This window comes from Enterovibrio norvegicus (assembly GCF_002876705.1).
In the GTDB taxonomy this organism is placed as follows: Bacteria; Pseudomonadota; Gammaproteobacteria; order Enterobacterales; family Vibrionaceae; genus Enterovibrio; species Enterovibrio norvegicus_B.
On sequence record NZ_MDAG01000057.1, the window covers coordinates 699,310 to 716,536 of the forward strand.

At 44.9% G+C, this 17,227-nt stretch carries 16 protein-coding genes; 8 read left to right on the top strand and 8 right to left on the bottom strand.

Features of this window, described 5'->3' with window-relative positions:
- Nucleotides 1-276: 276 nt before the first annotated feature.
- The 6 genes from BCT27_RS22385 (at nt 277) to kwaB (ending at nt 4,363) form a co-directional block, all read left to right on the top strand.
- Complete coding sequence (locus tag BCT27_RS22385) at nt 277-678, top strand: hypothetical protein (protein WP_102396813.1); 402 nt, start codon at nt 277-279, stop codon at nt 676-678.
- A 266-nt stretch (nt 679-944) separates the two neighbouring features.
- Nucleotides 945-1,106, top strand: a complete 162-nt coding sequence (locus BCT27_RS25515; protein ID WP_157939245.1) for a hypothetical protein — start codon at nt 945-947, stop codon at nt 1,104-1,106.
- A gap of 483 nt (nt 1,107-1,589) precedes the next feature.
- Nucleotides 1,590-1,928 (top strand): hypothetical protein, encoded by a 339-nt coding sequence (locus BCT27_RS22390; protein ID WP_277872035.1) that lies wholly within the window; start codon nt 1,590-1,592, stop codon nt 1,926-1,928.
- Nucleotides 1,929-2,217: 289 nt separating this feature from the next.
- Nucleotides 2,218-2,700: a hypothetical protein gene (locus BCT27_RS22395; protein ID WP_102396814.1), complete on the top strand. Its 483-nt coding sequence runs from the start codon at nt 2,218-2,220 to the stop codon at nt 2,698-2,700.
- A gap of 120 nt (nt 2,701-2,820) precedes the next feature.
- A complete protein-coding gene (gene kwaA / locus BCT27_RS22400) occupies nt 2,821-3,420 on the top strand; it encodes an anti-phage protein KwaA (protein WP_102396815.1) in 600 nt (199 codons plus the stop codon).
- Complete coding sequence (gene kwaB, locus BCT27_RS22405) at nt 3,401-4,363, top strand: anti-phage protein KwaB (RefSeq protein ID WP_102396816.1); 963 nt, start codon at nt 3,401-3,403, stop codon at nt 4,361-4,363. The genes kwaA and kwaB overlap by 20 nt, the downstream gene beginning before the upstream one ends.
- Nucleotides 4,364-4,866: 503 nt before the next feature.
- Here kwaB and BCT27_RS22415 read toward each other — a convergent pair.
- The 3 genes from BCT27_RS22415 to BCT27_RS22425 all read right to left on the bottom strand — a co-directional run bounded on the left by BCT27_RS22415 (nt 4,867) and on the right by BCT27_RS22425 (nt 6,511).
- The gene (locus BCT27_RS22415) at nt 4,867-5,103 is read right to left on the bottom strand and encodes a putative periplasmic lipoprotein (protein ID WP_017013503.1); all 237 of its coding nucleotides are present in this window, start codon (nt 5,101-5,103) and stop codon (nt 4,867-4,869) included.
- Between the two features lie 68 nt (nt 5,104-5,171).
- Nucleotides 5,172-5,495 carry a hypothetical protein gene (locus BCT27_RS22420; RefSeq protein WP_102396817.1) on the bottom strand — a complete coding sequence of 108 codons (324 nt, stop codon included), beginning with the start codon at nt 5,493-5,495 and terminating at the stop codon, nt 5,172-5,174.
- A gap of 146 nt (nt 5,496-5,641) precedes the next feature.
- Nucleotides 5,642-6,511, bottom strand: coding sequence for an aldo/keto reductase (locus BCT27_RS22425; protein WP_102396818.1), 870 nt, complete (start codon nt 6,509-6,511; stop codon nt 5,642-5,644).
- A 718-nt stretch (nt 6,512-7,229) separates the two neighbouring features.
- Between BCT27_RS22425 and BCT27_RS22430 the strand changes: the two genes are divergently transcribed.
- Complete coding sequence (locus BCT27_RS22430) at nt 7,230-8,732, top strand: calcium-binding protein (protein WP_102396819.1); 1,503 nt, start codon at nt 7,230-7,232, stop codon at nt 8,730-8,732.
- 131 nt (nt 8,733-8,863) lie between these two features.
- Here the strand turns inward: BCT27_RS22430 and BCT27_RS22435 are convergent, their stop codons facing one another.
- Genes BCT27_RS22435 through BCT27_RS22445 form a run of 3 tightly spaced genes read right to left on the bottom strand, consistent with a single transcriptional unit; the run spans nt 8,864 to nt 13,096 of the window.
- A complete protein-coding gene (locus BCT27_RS22435; protein WP_102396820.1) occupies nt 8,864-9,982 on the bottom strand; it encodes a lipocalin-like domain-containing protein in 1,119 nt (372 codons plus the stop codon).
- Complete coding sequence (locus BCT27_RS22440; RefSeq protein WP_102318814.1) at nt 9,982-12,444, bottom strand: ABC transporter permease; 2,463 nt, start codon at nt 12,442-12,444, stop codon at nt 9,982-9,984. The genes BCT27_RS22435 and BCT27_RS22440 overlap by 1 nt, the downstream gene beginning before the upstream one ends.
- Nucleotides 12,425-13,096 carry an ABC transporter ATP-binding protein gene (locus BCT27_RS22445; protein WP_102396864.1) on the bottom strand — a complete coding sequence of 224 codons (672 nt, stop codon included), beginning with the start codon at nt 13,094-13,096 and terminating at the stop codon, nt 12,425-12,427. Before BCT27_RS22445 ends, BCT27_RS22440 begins: the two co-directional genes overlap by 20 nt.
- 461 nt (nt 13,097-13,557) lie before the next feature.
- On the opposite strand from BCT27_RS22445, the gene BCT27_RS22450 reads away from it, so the two are divergent.
- Nucleotides 13,558-15,036: a DUF2867 domain-containing protein gene (locus BCT27_RS22450; RefSeq protein WP_102396821.1), complete on the top strand. Its 1,479-nt coding sequence runs from the start codon at nt 13,558-13,560 to the stop codon at nt 15,034-15,036.
- 16 nt (nt 15,037-15,052) lie between these two features.
- Here BCT27_RS22450 and BCT27_RS22455 read toward each other — a convergent pair whose 3' ends face one another.
- Together BCT27_RS22455 and BCT27_RS22460 are read right to left on the bottom strand one after the other, a co-directional pair.
- Nucleotides 15,053-15,712 carry a DUF2913 family protein gene (locus BCT27_RS22455; protein ID WP_102396822.1) on the bottom strand — a complete coding sequence of 220 codons (660 nt, stop codon included), beginning with the start codon at nt 15,710-15,712 and terminating at the stop codon, nt 15,053-15,055.
- A gap of 4 nt (nt 15,713-15,716) precedes the next feature.
- The gene (locus tag BCT27_RS22460; RefSeq protein WP_102318861.1) at nt 15,717-16,916 is read right to left on the bottom strand and encodes a Bcr/CflA family multidrug efflux MFS transporter; all 1,200 of its coding nucleotides are present in this window, start codon (nt 16,914-16,916) and stop codon (nt 15,717-15,719) included.
- Nucleotides 16,917-17,227: the final 311 nt, after the last annotated feature.

Here is a 17,227-nt window from a genome sequence, read left to right on the forward strand (position 1 = left end):
CTAGGTTTTCTGACAGCAGGACATTTTCAATGTTTGTGTTCTTTGAGGTTTAGCGTTAAAAAATACCGAACAAGAGTTACGGATTATTATTTATAGATAACATTAAATTAACCTATCATTTATATAAAACTGTTCCTAGGTAAACTGCACTCTTAAAGTTAACGTCAAATTTGGCACTTACAAAATTGGAGATTGATAGCTTCAAATCTTGGATGATAAAATTGTCGATGCCAAATATTCTGGTTGGCTTGCAATTTAACCTTTTGGAAATAGATAGTGAATTACATTATTGATGTTAATGAGTTTTGGCTCTATATAGGAATGTCTGTGTTTGGAGCCTTGCTTGCAGCACATATATTCTATAAAAATTTTATTGCCAACGAACAGGAAAGGCTAAAAATAGAACTTTCAGAAGAGTATGAAGAGCAACTGAATAACTTACAAAACGAACTAGACGCTTCAAACGAAAGCAATAGGTTGTTAAATGAACATATTGAGCAGTTGATGAGCAGAAATAGGGATTTATCAATTGAGATTGAAGCATCTAATGAGCAATGCTTATCATTAGGTTCTCAGATAGAGCACTATAAAACGAGACATCAACAAATCGCATTTGAAGTGGCTACGGTGCAAAAATATTATAAAGATGCACGAATAGACACGACTATAACCCTCTAAAGCTCTAAAACTAGATTTCTGCCTGCTGGCCGCCCCGAGCGGCCAAATCCTCTCACCCTGCAACCATCTAATTTATTTGAACAAAACCTCACCACTCACACTACAACTGCGAACTAAATCAAGCCTATCCTTAAGAACCTTGTGGTACATTCTAGCCAAAAGTCTAGACAGTGATGACTTGTTGCGTGTCGAGAAGCGAAGGGCCATAGCTTTTCAATAAAAATCGAGATTACCCACTAATAAGCTGCAATAAACAGGAGATCCGTATGGCTAATATTTTTTCGATTATATGGCTAAATCTAAGAAACTTAGCGAAACGAAAGCAGGATAACCCTGATGACAAGAATTTGTCTGAATCCTTTTCTAGAACATTAGAGATTGCGAAGCATAGTGAACCCAAATCCTATGAAGAATTTAAAGATAGTTAACTGCTGTAATGAGTCTACTAAATTTCGCCTAATGTACTTGTGGGGAGTCCCTTCCCCTTAAACCTAATCCATACTAAAGAACTATTTTTGCGAAGACTTACTTGGTTTTAAGTTTGGGTTATTTCCTGGAGTCTTTTTATTATCACGTCTGCGTTGATCAGGTTTGCCAGTAGATTTTGCAATTGGTTTTGGACCAGGTTTAAGAGCCACGATGGTTATCCTTTATCTTAGAGAGCCAATCTCTCTAGATGAAAATATGAGCCCTATCCCCTATTTTCAATGGTTAAATTCTGTTTTAGCCATATCTGATTTAAAACTGTGATGCGGTCTGGATAAACTTTGAACTTCCTATCCCGAAGCAATACAAACATTTAATTTAATTGAATAATATTTTCAAAATCGACATTACACACGATCGAAATCAAGTCTCGCCCTACACATGCTGTAGTAAATTTCTATCTTCTGTGTATTGGGGAGTTAGTGTTGATGAAGGTTAGTAGAATTCAAGCGGGTCATTACTCGGTGGAAGATGGGCGGTTTATCGTAAAACAGGGCTCAGGCTGGCTCATACTTAACGGAAATGGATCACATGACTTTGGCCCAGTTCCAACACTGAACTCGGCAAAGCAATATGTTGAAACGGGGACAACACCTTTGGCTCAACACAACCATTCATCACAGTACGGTAGGAGACAAAGCAAAAAAGAATTCAATGCATATCTTGCTTCAGAAGCAAAGAATGGAAACCCTTTACCTCTAATTATTTGGTTTATTGTTCTCTTCTTAATCTGTGGCGTTACTTTCGCAGTACGTGGCCACTAATTGAAGTCTAGATCTCGCAATGTAGGCGTGCTGACCATGACCAACAGCCAGTAGGCAGCTTTATGGGCGCCCTATCTCGCACTGCAACCACCTAATTCCGTTGAACAAAACCTCACCAATCGCACAACAACCACGCTCTAAGTCATACCGATCTTTATGCACTCTGTGGTACATTCACACCAAAAGCTTTAGACAGTGATGGCGTGTTGCGTGCCGATAAGTGAAGGGCGGTAGCCTAGACAAATCCTTACAAGGGCGGTTCATACATTTTGTATTTTAGGAGATACAGTTGAAGAAAATATTCATAATTGGAACTAGTCATACGACTCAAAAGGATTTATCAAGAACAGACTTTTCCGATTTTTTAGAGCAGGTGGTCGATTGCAAAAACATAGGCGCTATTGCAGAAGAAATAAATGATGAAAAGTCTGTTATTGAACAAGTAGTAAAGAAATTAAATTTAGAATACCGAAATATTGAACCAAATGTAAATGAAAGAGTTTCGTTGGGAATCCCGAGAAACCTTAGTCACATCGATCATGAAATAATCATGAAACATGATAATTATACTTCACATGAAGCTCAGTCGGAACTCAAACTTAAGCAACAAGAAATGTATAGTAAACGTGAAGATGAGTGGGAGAGAAGAATATCCAAACTAACCAGCGACAGTGTTCTAGTTATCTGTGGTGCAAATCATGTAAACTCTTTCTATAAACTTCTTGAAAATTTTGGCTATACAGTTGAAATCATAAGTTCTTTGATGGAGTGAAACTCTGATAAAAATTCACAGCATTGAAAGCAATCCGATTGTTAATTATAAAAGACACCTTCAGTAAGAAAACATAGACCCTTCCTTGCTTTTTTAAAAAAACATTAAGGCGCACATATAATGAAATTAACTAAGCAGATAAAGCTTTACATTCTCTCACTTATGTTTTTATTTTTATTAGTTGCTGTCCTTTCCATAGATACACTTTCATGTGATAAAATAACAACCTGCTCTGAAAAATCTGTGGTCGATTATTTAATTGCAAACTGGCTATCGGGCTTTATGTTATGTATGGTCATATATTGTGAGGTTATCAGAAGAGAGTTTGAATATGACCTTTCAGGTGGATGTAGTGATACATTACGTGTACTTAGTTGCAAAAATCATGACTATGAAAACCTAACATTTTTAGCAACATATATAATTCCTTTTGTAGGTTTAAACTTTGACTCAATTCCAAAATTATTAGCGTATATAATGCTAATAACTCTTATAGGCGCAATGCTTATTAAAACTGGAAAATACTATGCAAACCCCACATTAGCATTATTTGGTTATCAGCTATTTATCACTGACCTCTCCGATAGTCAAAATCACTATTGTTCCATAGTAGTAATTACAAAGAGCAATTTAAAAAAAGATGTTAATGTATCATATAAATTCCTATCAACTAATGTCTGTTTTGTAAAGGAAGTAAAAAGTGAAAACGGCCCAGGCTAAAGAATCAATTAAAAAAATAGTGGATAATTGCATTGGAATTAGTGTTTTTTTTGTTGATTCAGGAAACAATATATATGACTCTGACGTAAACAATGAATCATTAGACGATTTTAGAAAAGAATTCGTCAATGGAATGAAAAAGAAATATACTAATAATGAATCTTTCACATGCCCGCCCCTATCAAATTATGATGATAGAAAGCATACCTTATACCACTTTGATTTTGATGAAATGCCATATGAATTTTCTCTTATTGATAAAGTCGAGGCTCTAAAAGCAAACGAAAGACTGGAAGTATACCAGGCAAAAAACCATGGACTCAAAACATTAAAAGCATTCATAATTAGATTAAGAAACACAGATGGTATGACGATGTGCTTCTATCAAAATATTCATCACAGCTCAATGTGGAAATCTGACAGAAAGACATTTCTCACCACCCATAATACTAGAGTTGTGAAGCTTACTGATGATGTTTTGAGGCTTACAGATAGTTTTGTTGTAGCAAAACTCAACAATAATTACTATATTGAAAATGTTACCACCTTAGAAAAGGAACTTTCTTTTTCGGATATTATACATGCAAAAGCATCGAAAAACTTATCGATATTGAAGTCAATGGACATTGTTGAATGCTTAGATAGCTTTTCACAAAGAATAACCAACGACACTAGTTTTGCTAGAAAGTTTGTTAAGGTGTATAGGCATTCACCTGTTATTGAGAAAAAACTTGAAAACAAGAGTATAATTGAATTCGCAATGAGCAAAAGTTTTTATAAAGAAAAACTAAAGCTTAATGAATCAGGAGATAAGTTTGACATTTCCACTATAGGCCGCTGCAATCATTTCCTAACTTTACTAGATGATAATTTCGTAAAATCCGAACTTACAGGTGAAGAATACATATCAAAATCAAAAGACAAAGCATCCAAGGCTGGATAAAATTAACAATCAAACTATCATAAACAGAATTGAATGTGACTTTCTTGTACAGCGAATTTTAACCATCAGCTGAACATGCTCCATTTAACTCCTGGGTGAGCCTTCGGCTCACCTTATCCCCCTCCCAATAAAGCCCCATCAACACCCTTTCAAACAACCCCTCTAGCTCCCCGCTCCACACGCTATCACTCACCTGCGACATCCCCGCCTGCCTCAGATGCTTTCGCACTCCATCCGCCTTAAGCGTCACGCTTCCTCTCCCTCCGCAACCTGAGCAGGTATCAACCACCCTTGTCACGCCCGTTCCCCCGTATTTCGGGCATTGACAGCTCTTTTTTGCTTGGGCTTTTGCGTACTCCTCTAGCCGCTGTCGCTCAGCTGCTTTTCCATCACATTGATTTGCATATGCCGAACGCAAGATGCGCATCAACTGCAGAAACAAAAAAACGCCGACCGAGGTCAGCGTTTTTTAAATTACATTAAAGCTTTTTAGCTTCTCAGCATCACTTTGCTATGTTGAAGAACGCGCCGTCTTTGCACGTAAATGTATAATATTTCTCACGTTCTAGGTACTTCTCAAAGCCTTTCCCTTCGCAGTAGGTTGCGTTCAGATCAGTTGAGATGTTGAGGCGATTATCGACAACGCGTTGATCGGGGTTAGGCATGGATTCTGCCGTTTCTAGGGATGAACAGCCCGCCATGACGACAACGGAGAACAGCGATATAAGTAGTTTTTTCATTGTTGTGCTCGCTTTTTAATAATTGGTTTTAAAATGCTGTTTGCTTAGTCATTCGATAGAACAGAGCATTATAGAACGTAATTGGAGCCATCGTTACAAGACAGCTTAATCTCTTCATCTTTCGTGGATACGAAATCTCGGATCCCCATGCTTGAGCAGTAAACACGGTCAAGCTCTACGATCTTATCCAACGAGATGCCGCCACGAATAATGTACGAACTGCCGCTGTGACACATGACGCGCAGCCCATCAACAGTGTTGGAAAAGGCCTTTGCGCTGTCACTTTGACAAAGTTTAATGGCGGCTTCAATTCGCTCATCCATAGGATCTGGCGCGGATGAACACGCGGCAAGCAAAGAAACCAGCCCGATGGTAACCATTGGCTTAATCATTCAAATGTATCCATGTTTTGGTTAAGGGTTACAACAGTTTCAAACTTTACACCCTCTACGTTAGCACAAGCTAAACCTATGATGTATACCCAATCAGCCAATGCAAGGTCACTTTTTAGACACTTAGCTTTGTACAACGCGTAATTTTAGAGAAAGGCTGAGAGATTACTCTTCAATCTATCGGGATGAGATGCAGCGGTGACAGGTGTAACGCCATAGTCGTGGATCACTTTGAGAACCCAAGCTGATGTGGTCATTCCCATTGCATTGGCTTGTTCTTGCAGTTGTTCGACGAGCATGCAGTTCAAGAGGTTATCGTACATTTCGGGCAGTTCATCGGCAGAGTCTTCAAATGCACCATCAAGTAATGGGCTATATCCGATGATCTCGGGCCTTACATCAAGATGTTTCAACACACCAAAGAGATGCTCACTCATCACGACCTGCGGTGAAAAGTTGGCCGTGATATTAGGGGAAAGTAAGGAATAGCGGTATTGGGCGTGTGACACAGGGGCGAGGTTGTTTTCATTGATCACGTTCATCAATTCAAGAACGCGTGGCTCATGGTAATTAGAAATCCCTAAGCGCTTAACAATGCCCTGCTCAACCAAGGTTGAAAGTGTTTTCCATGTGTCGAGTAGCGGTGTATGTAAATCGTCCACATGCGCATACAACACGTCCACATGATCGGTTTGCAAGCGCGTTAGGCTTTCATCTATGGACTTCAGTATGTTGTCTGGCGCTAACCCATCCAGTTGATCATAGGTAAAACCATCAACAGATTGCGCGCCAATTTTGGTCATGACCTCGATGCTGGCTCTGTTCTGCTCTGCAATCCACTCTCCGAGAATGGCTTCGCTTTCTCCTCCTTTTCCATCTGGGTGCCAGCAGGCGTAATTGTTCGCGGTATCAATGCGACTCCCTCCCAATGCGATGAACTGATTTAGCACGTCAAAGCTATGGGCTTTGTCTGTGTAGGTGCCAAATTTCGCGGTGCCTAAAATCACTGGGAGCATGAATTCACCTATCTCTGTCTGCCTAACGAAGCGTCTAACGAAGCGAACATGCCCGCTCGCGCTGACAATGTTGCACTATTGTTAATTCACTTGTTAACCATAGTCAGGCTGGGTATGTACAACAATGATCCTGATTCGTATTCATAAAAACCTCAGTCTTTTAGCCGTGCAAGATCACAATTTTTTTCTCAGAGACAAGCCATTCAGTTTCACTGACTCATGACGTTTTCGTCACCTTTGGGCGTATTAATTTGCATACACGCTGTATTATTTTAGACATTACTCATGTAAACCTGAGAAAAGCATCAGGTTTCAGTTTCATCAAATTTTGAACTGAATGTTTCAGAATATTTCAAAAAACAATATGCACATTGATCGATATAAGTGTCGTCATTTCTATTCTTGTTTTTGAATCGTATATTCGCGTTATTTTGGAAGAAATATCGTCCCAACAGCTTCAACTACCACAAATACCCCCAAATAAAAGAATGATAAACCGATGAGAAAATAATGAACGTCATTGCTGTAAACGTAACCAATTGTCCGTATCTCTTGTAGGTGTTTCGTCTGTGAGAGAAATTTTTTCCGTTCAAATGGCATCATTACTCTGCAGTGCGGCAAGCGCTTTCTTCGCTTTAGCAAATCATGCCGGACACGCAATCACAGTAATGTCTGTGTATTTAGACGATCTTAAACCTATAAGAATACGGAAGATAAAATGGCCAATATTATTCAAGGCACAAATGGGAATGACACTCTGATCGGCACACCTGGTGCGGACGAAATTTATGGGTATGGCGGCGACGACTTTATTCGTGCTGATGGAGACACAGATTATGTCGATGGTGGTGCAGGTAATGACACCGTAATCGGCGGCGACAACGATGATGAAGTTCGTGGTGGCACCGGTGATGACTGGGTACGTGGTGGCTTTGGTAACGATTTCCTCTACGGTGATGATGGTGATGACCGTGTAGAAGGTGGCCTCGGTGTTGATTTTCTTTATGGTGGCAACGGTGCTGACCGTTTGTTTGGCAATGAAGGCGATGACACCCTTTTCGGTGGCGCTGGTCAAGATCGCCTGATTGGCGGTGATGGTAACGATACCCTTCATGGCGGCGCTGACAGAGATGTGTTGTTTGGCAATGATGGCAACGACACATTGAACGGTGACAAAGGCAATGATGTGCTGTGGGGCGAAGCCGGCAACGACACCCTGAATGGCGGTGACGGTGACGATGCACTGCGCGGCGGCACGGGTGCCGATATTCTTAATGGCGGCGCGGGTAACGACACTGCGTTTGGCCAAGAAGACAACGATAGAATCTTCGGTAACGACGGTGATGATGAGTTGTTTGGTCAGCAAGGTGACGATTACATCGATGGCGGCGAAGGCAATGATGTCATCAACGGTAACGACGGTGACGATACCCTTTACGGCTATAACGGTAACGACACCATTTATGGCGAGACTGGCGACGACATCGTTTTCGCAGGACAAGGTAACGACTTTATCCATGGTAACGAAGGCGATGATTACATCAACGCTGGCTTAGGCAACGATGAAGTGCACGGCGGTCTCGGTAACGATGAGATCTACGGACGTGATAACGATGATGACGTTTATGGCGGTGCCGGTAATGATTACCTGAGCGGTGGATTGGGTAACGACTTCGTGAATGGCGGTTCGGGTAACGATACCATTTTGGGTGAAGAAGGCGATGACCGCCTGATTGGCCTTGAAGGCAATGACAAAATCTATGGCGGTTTGGGTAACGATTACATCGATGGCCACACGGGTGACGATCTGCTTTACGGCTGGTCAGGTAACGACTTTATTCGCGCAGGCTTGGGTAACGACAAGGTATGGGGCGAAGCCGGTAACGATAAGATCTTTGGCCACGACGGTCTAGATCGCATTGATGGCGGTGGCGGTAATGACTTTATCGACGGTGGTATGGGTCGTGACATCCTAACCGGTGGCCGTGGTTCAGACATCTTCTTCTTCAACAACAGCAGCGAAAACGACATCATTCTCGATTTCCAACAGAATCTGGATACTATCCAAATTCAGAAAACGTTGGCGACCAAACTGGGTGACATCAACATTCGTCAATCTGGTGAAGATACGATCATGACATTCGATAACGCGAACACCAAGATTGTTTTGGATAAGTTCACTGCGTCTGATCTTGATTCAAGCATGTTTGATTTCGTTTAATCAACCTGCGACTTCATGCTCTCTCGCAACGGTATATTGATTCATTACTTCATGGATATATTGAGGCAGCAAAGGGGCATAAAAAAACGGAGGCTTTTGCCTCCGTTTTTGTGTCTGCGCATAGTGTCTGTTCAGTAGCCCGTTGCTTCCATAAAACCCACACCGGAATGCGAGCCTTCAAATTGAATCGGCCCCTCCCAGTAAGGGAACATGAAAGGCAGCCAATTGTCATGATTCAGCGGCTCTGTGGTCAAAGCGATGTCTTCACTGGCTACGGACACCTGCCATTGTGTTGGGATGTAACGCCCCTCGCCCATCTTCGAAAACGATGTCGGCATCATAGTGATCTCTTCTGATGTCAGCGTACGCGATGTACCGTCTTCATTAATCAACGCACCAAATCGATGTGGTCCAGCCTCACTGCGCACTTGCGCTAACATCAATGAGCGACCGTCATTAAGCTGCAGAGAAAACCAATCCCAGCCTCGCTGATCGTCGCTAAGGGCTTTTGTGCTCCACTCTCTGTCCATCCAGCCAAGACCAGACACATCGATGGTTTGACCATCAATGGTCAGTGTTCCCGACATTTCTATGCGCGGCACACTAAAGTAATAAGAGGCGACATTTTCAGATGCATGCTTTTGGCTATAGCCTTGTTGGCCTTGCAAAATCTCGGGGTTATTGGCCGTCATGTTTAAATCAATGCCCACATTTTGGTGCTGAGCCGTCAGTATTGCTGGAAACGGTAAATCTCCCTTGGACGACCAACTCCAGTTATCTATCCACGCCTCAAAAGGTGACAACGTCACCCCTGCTTGACCAATGCCCGAACGGGCAAAGCGTTCAGCCGAATACGTTTCGTTGGCTGATGTCACGACAAAATGTGCCATGTAGATATGGTTGTCGTTCCAGCCTTCTTTTCTCTCTGGCGACATGGCGCTTCGAAACAAGGTCCACTGCACACCGTATTGCTGGCCATTCTTATCCGATAGGTTCGCAGTGATGTACCACCACTCCTGACGAAAACGGGCGTGAACGCCATAGTCATCAGGAAACACCAATGCTTTGTCTGGCGTGACTTGGTCGAAGCCTTCGTCACTGCTTGCCAATAACATTTCAACCGCACCGCGTTCAGGCTCTGAGTGATGAAACAACACAGAACCAAACAGCGCGAGAAAACACAGCAGCGTAATCGCGCTCCAGCCAATGATTTTGACCATCGTCGACGTTGGTTTATCTGAACGAAGCATTATTGTGCATCCCTCAAAGACAAAACAGCCGAACGTTTAATCAAGCGCCACACGGGCCAACATCCTGCCAATAAGAGTGTAAGCAATGAGCCACCGAGCGTAATGAGATAACTCAAAGGAAAATAGGACACAGACATCGTCCAACCGAAAGAGTATTTCAATACGATATTGATCAGCACTTCAGCAATCATCAAACCCAGCGGCAAGGCAAACAAGGCTGAGAACAAGCCAATCATCATCAACTGCCCACCCCCCAGAAATGCCAGCTCTCGGCCTGAAATGCCCATATAACGAAGCAACGCATACTGACGCTGACGCGATAACTCAGTCGCTAACGTCGAGAAAAACAGCCCACATATTGCAATAATCAGCGTAAGCGTACACAAGGTATCCGTCACCAAGAAAGTGCGATCGAAGATGCGCATGGCGCGGTCTAAGATATCGCGCTGATTACTCACTTGCGTTTCTTGCAGCCCAAATTCATCACGAAGGCGGGACACCAATTGCTCGTCATTCATACCTTCTTCTAACAAAGCTGCCACACCAACGCGACCCTGCGCTTGCATCCAAGGTATTAAATCAGAACGATTCGAAATCATGACCTGACTATACGGGTTCCCATAGTCGAAATAGACGCCCGCGACTTTCCACGAAGCGCCAAATGGCTCGGGTAAATTGATGGTTTCACCCGGCTGTAAATCAAATTTGAGTGCCAGCGACTCGCTAATCAACATGTTGTTATCGCGGTGCAGATAGCTCCAGTAATCCGGCATGGTCACTTTCAGTGCGAGTGCTTCACGCTCTTCACGGCTTGTGCCGATGGTGTAAACCTCAATGGTGCCCTGCGCGGTCTCTATGTCATTGCGCCATTGCACCAAGCTTTGTTGGACACCCTCTTGCTCTTCTAGCCAAGAAGAGAGATCTGCGGCTATCTCTTTATCCGGACGGATATAAATATCGGCAGCTAAACGCTGTTGCAGCCATCCTTCCGTGGTTGTTCTAAAACTCCCGACCATGGTTTCCATGCCGATGTTCGTCGCGATGGCCATCATGAATGCCATTGCGGCGATGCCACGGTAGGTCAAGCTGGCTGACGCATCAGACAAGAACCAACGCATACGGGCGGACTTCACACGGTCCGATACCAATAAAAAAGCTTTCCACATCATGAACGGCAACAGTAAACCACCACCAATCAAAATAAGTGCAATCAAGGTGAAGCCTTGGGCCTGGCTTTGTGGTGCGATGTAAACCAGCACAGCGACAACCAAGAAGATCGAGGCGACTAAAGCTTGCCAACTGAACTCACGCCCCGAAAAGCGAACCAAGGACATGCGTTTAGACAAACGCGCAGGCGGTGTAGTCAGCAGTCGGTAAAGCGGCCAACCAGAAGCAAGGACAAAACCACATACGCCAAGTAAGAAGCTATAAAGCCCCCACTCCCATTGCCACTGTAGTGTTAGGTCAACGTTCGCGCCGTAGAGGTCGCTCAAGGTCGTCGCGACTGTTGGCATCAGTTTTTGCGCGAGCAATAAGCCAGTGACATTGCCCCCGATCAACCCCAGCAAAAGCCATATCAGCATTTCGATAGAAACAACCACGGCCAATGATTTACGGCCTACGCCCAATTCACGCATGATGCCGACCAGTGGCTGGCGCTGTGCCATCGACAAAGAAATCGCTTGGTAGAAAATGAACAAGCCAACAACGAACGCCAGCATGCCCATCGCAAATAAGTTTAAGTGGAACGCGCGAGTAAGCGGCCCGAGTTGCGCGGTTTCCGTGCGTGACAACGTCACTGTAGAAGGCAAGGTGCTGCGTAATGTTTCACGATCTTCTTTGCTCATTTCGCCACAGTAGACAAGCGCAAAGCCATCGTGGTCAGACAAACCACGAATGACCGACATATCGCCAAACAAGCGCGTACCAGCACCAATACGTGAGCCATCAAGTAGCTTTAATGGACCAATCTGTTGACCGCCTTCTAACGAAAGCATTTGTCCTTCTCGCCAACCAAAGTGGTTTGCAAGTTCAGCACTGACCCATTGTGTGCCATAGCCATCAACGAAAGGCCTTTCTTCTTGATACTGAGAAGTAGGGTTTGCCGCATTAAACGCGAACATTGCCACCGTATCGACACCCATCAGTTGAATATCGCGACCATCGGCAGTGCGCGTACGGAACAAATCAATAGGTACACACTGGTTGTAGCCGCTACGACGCATCGAAATGTACGTTGATTCGTCAATGCGTGCGCCGCGCTCACGGTGGTGAAGCACATAGGGAAAAGGATTGGTGAAAAGGTTTGCACCTTTTTGGTAGCTGTCTTGCGCGTGTTGGTTGATCGACATAACGCCAACCAGTAGCGCAACACCTAAGGTTAGGCCGAGCCAAACCAGCAATACTTGAAACGGATGTCGGCGATAGTGACCGAAAAGGGCTTTAGCGACGGGCACGGACATTCAGTACGCCCCCTTGTAGCGATACACAGCGGCCTAAGTAATCCGCCACTTTTTCACTGTGTGTAACCACCAGCAATGAACAGTCCAAGGCAGTGGTGAGTGTCGTCAACAGGCGCATTACTGCGTCTGCATTGCGTTCATCAAGGCTACCCGTCGGTTCATCAGCCAATAAAATTTTAGGCTCCATATAGAGTGCTCGTGCAATGGCAGCTCGCTGCTGTTGCCCGCCCGAAATCTCTTCCGGGTATCGACCTAACAATGGCATGAGATCTAACGCAGACATGATTTGTCGCCACAGGCTTTCGTCTTCATAAAGCCCTTTGAGCTGGCGGCAAAAACGAATGTTATCGGCAACGGTCAGTGTTGGAAGGAGATTAAATTGTTGGAACACCATGCCAATGGAATGACGACGAAAACGCGTGCGTTCGCGCTCTGGTAATGCGTGAAGTGCCGTACCGTCTACCCAGATTTCTCCAGAATCAGGGTTGTCAAGACCACCAATCAGGTTCAGCAAGGTACTTTTGCCTGAACCACTCTCGCCCATCAAGGCAACTTGGTCGCTTTTTGTTAATGTTAGTTCTGCACCTTGCAAGACAGGGTGAAACTCTCCCCCGTCGACGTAACCTTTGCAAAGCCCCATCAGTTCTAACATCATTTCCCCTCTCAAGATTACACACATTCGCCAATTCAGTTCGTCTTCCTCGGCTGGTGAAGCAATTTACAGCAATATTGAACGCCAAGAAAGATATTTGAATCAAGCGCACATTTTTACAGGGCTCGAATTAAAAATTGACGTAATCTTTACGTAAGCCGCTGACTATAAGACTACAAGAAAGCGTAATTTGTCTCGACGAATGTGTCTTAATATCAACACTGAGTGTATGCTTTTCTAGCTCAAACCCGATATGTAGCAGGAAGTTCTATCGAGGTATGCCACTATCTCTCATCAATGCATCACTTTCCTTGGATTTATATACAATCGCTTTAATATTCATCAACAAACGAAATTCGATTCGCAAATCATCTCTACGCAAACAAACGACAAATGCAGGCATAACAAACACGCAGTTGATTGCTTGGGTATAGATTTGGATCAGTCACAGGCGGCATAGCATGGAACTTAAAAAAATATTGGTGATTGGCGCGACGGGCTATGTAGGCAGCCATCTTGTCCCGCGATTGCTCAGCATGGGATTCCATGTCACCGCCACAGGACGTTCACTGTCGAAGCTCCAGAAACAACCCTGGCATGCCCATCCACATGTCGAACTCACCACGCTGAACCTTAAAGACGAAGGTAATTTACAATCACTCCTTCATGACATTTCTACTGTGTTCTACCTTGTGCATGGGATGGCATCGGGCAATGACTTTTACCAATACGAGCTTGATATCGCTCGTCATATCTCTCGCGAACTCAATAAAAGTCAGGTGTCACGGGTGATTTACCTCGGTGCGACGCAGCCTGAGGGGGAAGAGTCTTTGCACCTTTCCGCAAGGAAAGCGACAGGAAACATCTTGCGAGAATCGGGTAAGCAAGTGATCGAAGTACGTGCGGGGATCATTGTCGGTTCAGGATCAGCGGCTTTTGAAGTGATGCGTGACATCGTCATGAACATTCCCGTGATCACCACGCCGGCATCCGTTACTTCAAAATCATGCCCTGTTGCGCTCGAAACCATGCTGGAGTATTTATCTCGGCTCATTTCACATCCCATTGAAGGCTCGCCTGTTTTTGATGCTATTGGACCAGAAGCCATCAGTTATGAAGGACAAATGCGCCGTTTTGCTCGCGTCATTAACAAGCGCATTTGGATCATCAAAATGCCTTGGCTCACACCGCGTATTTCAGCGGCATGGCTGTCGCTTGTTACTTCGGTGCCAAAACCCATTGCGCGAGCATTAATTCAAGGGCTCAACCATGACTTGATCCCCGCAAACCGGAGCACATCGGGAGCGTCTCCACTGTCTGACATCATGCCATTGCCTGATATCTCTTTTGAGCACGCGGTTGAATCAGCACTTGCACAAGAAAGCGATGTCGTTAAAAACGACATCTGGGGTTATGACCCTGATGCATTGGCGCGTTGGCATAAAAGCTATGGGTACTACCCGAAAAAAGCCGGATATAAAGTCGACACGGATGCGTCTATTGAATCGCTGTGGGCCATGATTCAAAAGGTCGGCGGCGATGAAGGCTATTTCTTTGGCAACGCCCTTTGGACAACCCGCGCTTACATGGACGCAGCCATAGGTGGTGACGCGCTGAAAAAGCGACGCCCAAACAGCGAAACCTTATCAGCCGGTGATTACATTGACAGTTGGAAAGTCATTCAATGTGAAGAGAACCGTTTCCTCTCACTTCTGTTCGGCATGAAAGCGCCCGGATTGGGTCGTTTAGAGTTTTCCATTGAGGATCACGATGATTATCGAACACTGGAAATTTGTGCGTGGTGGCACCCAGCCGGGTTTAGAGGGCTGCTTTATTGGTTCGCCATGATGCCTGCGCACCTCTTTATCTTCCGCGGAATGGCCTTTTCGCTCGCAAAAAAAAGTGGCGCGAAAGACACTCGTCCTTCACGCCACCCATAAATGCAGATGTGTTTGTTTAACTGGCAGGCTTTAAGCTTTCAGGCAATACCACCAAGCTCGTTGCACGATTGTGTGGCCAGATTTTGTATTCGCCGTGGTATTTCACAATGGATTTGTAATCTGTCACTTTCGTCGCTAACAAACCATGTGAAAGCAGCAGTTCAACAAATCCCCCTTCTTGACCTCGCACGTAGAGGCTCAAAGGCTTAGTCAATTCTCCCGCGTCATTAAAGCCCGCGGTTAGTGCTTTTGCACACACAGCAAAAGAATGTTGACCGTCAGACAATACGCGCACTTTTCGCGTGATCTCATGCTCGGTGTGTACCATCCAATCAGCGTCTTCCAGAGACGTCACAAACCCATCAAATTGCTCGCGCGTGATGGCAGCATGCTCGTCGCCCACTGGGAATTGATGGTGATAAACAGCGGAAATATGCGCCATTCGGCCCTTAATATTGGCATTTTTGCCCATACTGCGGCCTTGCTGAACCCATTCCGTCATGTTTGGCGTCACTGAGGGATTGAAGCGCTGCTTCTTGCCCGCCTGTGCAACCCAACGACAAAGAAACGATTCTTCGCTGTTTGGGTTCGCTTGCACTTTCCCATTGTTTTTCGCGTCTTGCAGTTCTGTCATCGCCGTATCGACGAGCAATTTAATATCTTCTACGTAGCTCATGTTCTTACTTTTTCGCTAAGCCCCAATAAAAGAGGGCGGAGAGAATGGCACATCCAGTCATTGCGCCTGTCATAGGCCATGCTGAGTGCACCGGAATGGCCGCGACTATACCACCAACTAAGGTACCAGTACCAAACCTCATTGTACCTGCCAACGATGATGCAGTCCCCGCCAGCTCTGGATATGCGCTTAACACACACGCCATTGAGTTACTGCCAACGATGGAAATCGTACCGATGAAGAAAATCACAGGGATCACCGTTCCCCAAAGCCCCAAATCAAGGAACTGCGCCACCATCAAAGCGATACCTGCACACAGTTGGATCAGCAGACCAATTTTCAACATGTTTTCGCTACCCACGCGACGAACAAATTTGCCATTGATAGACGTCATGACAATCAGACAGACGACGTTTAAGCCAAACAAGTAACCGAAATTTTCTGTGCTTACGCCATAGTAATCGATGTAAACAAACGAGCCCGCCGTCAGGAACGAGAACATCCCTGCGAATGAAAAGCCAGATGCAAAGATATAACCCACTGCGGAGCGAGAACGCAGAATTTTGAGGTAGTTACGTAACGTGGAACCAATTCGCAACGGTGGACGTTTTTCCATCGCCAGCGTTTCAGGAATCAAAGCAATAATCAGTATGAAGACCAGCACAGCGAAACCCGCGAGCAACCAGAAGATCGAGCGCCAACCGAACCAAACCGCTAAATAACCGCCCATCATTGGCGCAGCAAGCGGCGCCACCGTCATAACGAGAGTGATGAACGACATGGTTCGCGCAAATTCTTCACGATCAAACATATCGCGAACCAAAGCTTGAATAACCACTGCAGCTGCAGCGCCACAGAAACCTTGCGCAGCACGTACATAGGTCAGCGTTTCAATGTCATTGGCCAATGCACTGACGATGGCACCCACGAAGAATAATGCGACACCGCCAATCAACACAGGTCTGCGACCATAACTGTCAGAGATAGGCCCATGGATGAGCTGACCAATGGCGAAGCCTGCAGTATAGGCCGCCAGTGTGCGCTGCACTTGCCCTGGCGTTGCCATTAAATCACGGGCGATTTCTGGCATGGCTGGCAGGTACATATCAATGGCAAGCGGCGTAAGAGCAGCAATCGCACCCAGCACGAATATCAAAAGAAGCGTCAGCTGTTGCGCTGGCGGATTAATCGCATTTGTTGTCATGTATGCCTTAGAAAAGAAATAAGTAAAAGAGAAGACAGGCAAGCGCTGTTGGCGAGAAAAGCCAGACCACTGCATTCGTCACATAATAGCACTATGATTGTTTCTCTTGAGGAAATGATGACTTTCTTATTTAACGAGAGAAAACGGAAGAATCGTCAATGAAATCAATGTACCTTCGCCATTTGCCATAATTTGTACAAAAGACAATCACATCACTCAATCATTCTTATCAAGAATGATGGTGAGGAAGCTCATTGAATCTCTAGTTTCCAAACAACCTGAAGCTGCAAGATCGAGGCTATCGAGGCTAT

Excerpts from the sequence above, each read along its gene's own strand:
- BCT27_RS22430 (WP_102396819.1), top strand. The coding sequence starts at position 7,230 with ATGGCCAATATTATTCAAGGCACAAATGGGAATGACACTCTGATCGGC.
- BCT27_RS25515 (WP_157939245.1), top strand. The coding sequence starts at position 945 with ATGGCTAATATTTTTTCGATTATATGGCTAAATCTAAGAAACTTAGCG.
- BCT27_RS22440 (WP_102318814.1), bottom strand. The coding sequence starts at position 12,444 with ATGTCCGTGCCCGTCGCTAAAGCCCTTTTCGGTCACTATCGCCGACAT.
- BCT27_RS22460 (WP_102318861.1), bottom strand. The coding sequence starts at position 16,916 with ATGACAACAAATGCGATTAATCCGCCAGCGCAACAGCTGACGCTTCTT.
- BCT27_RS22455 (WP_102396822.1), bottom strand. The coding sequence starts at position 15,712 with ATGAGCTACGTAGAAGATATTAAATTGCTCGTCGATACGGCGATGACA.
- BCT27_RS22445 (WP_102396864.1), bottom strand. The coding sequence starts at position 13,096 with ATGTTAGAACTGATGGGGCTTTGCAAAGGTTACGTCGACGGGGGAGAG.
- BCT27_RS22435 (WP_102396820.1), bottom strand. The coding sequence starts at position 9,982 with ATGCTTCGTTCAGATAAACCAACGTCGACGATGGTCAAAATCATTGGC.
- BCT27_RS22420 (WP_102396817.1), bottom strand. The coding sequence starts at position 5,495 with ATGATTAAGCCAATGGTTACCATCGGGCTGGTTTCTTTGCTTGCCGCG.
- BCT27_RS22425 (WP_102396818.1), bottom strand. The coding sequence starts at position 6,511 with ATGCTCCCAGTGATTTTAGGCACCGCGAAATTTGGCACCTACACAGAC.
- kwaA (WP_102396815.1), top strand. The coding sequence starts at position 2,821 with ATGAAATTAACTAAGCAGATAAAGCTTTACATTCTCTCACTTATGTTT.
- BCT27_RS22415 (WP_017013503.1), bottom strand. The coding sequence starts at position 5,103 with ATGAAAAAACTACTTATATCGCTGTTCTCCGTTGTCGTCATGGCGGGC.
- BCT27_RS22450 (WP_102396821.1), top strand. The coding sequence starts at position 13,558 with ATGGAACTTAAAAAAATATTGGTGATTGGCGCGACGGGCTATGTAGGC.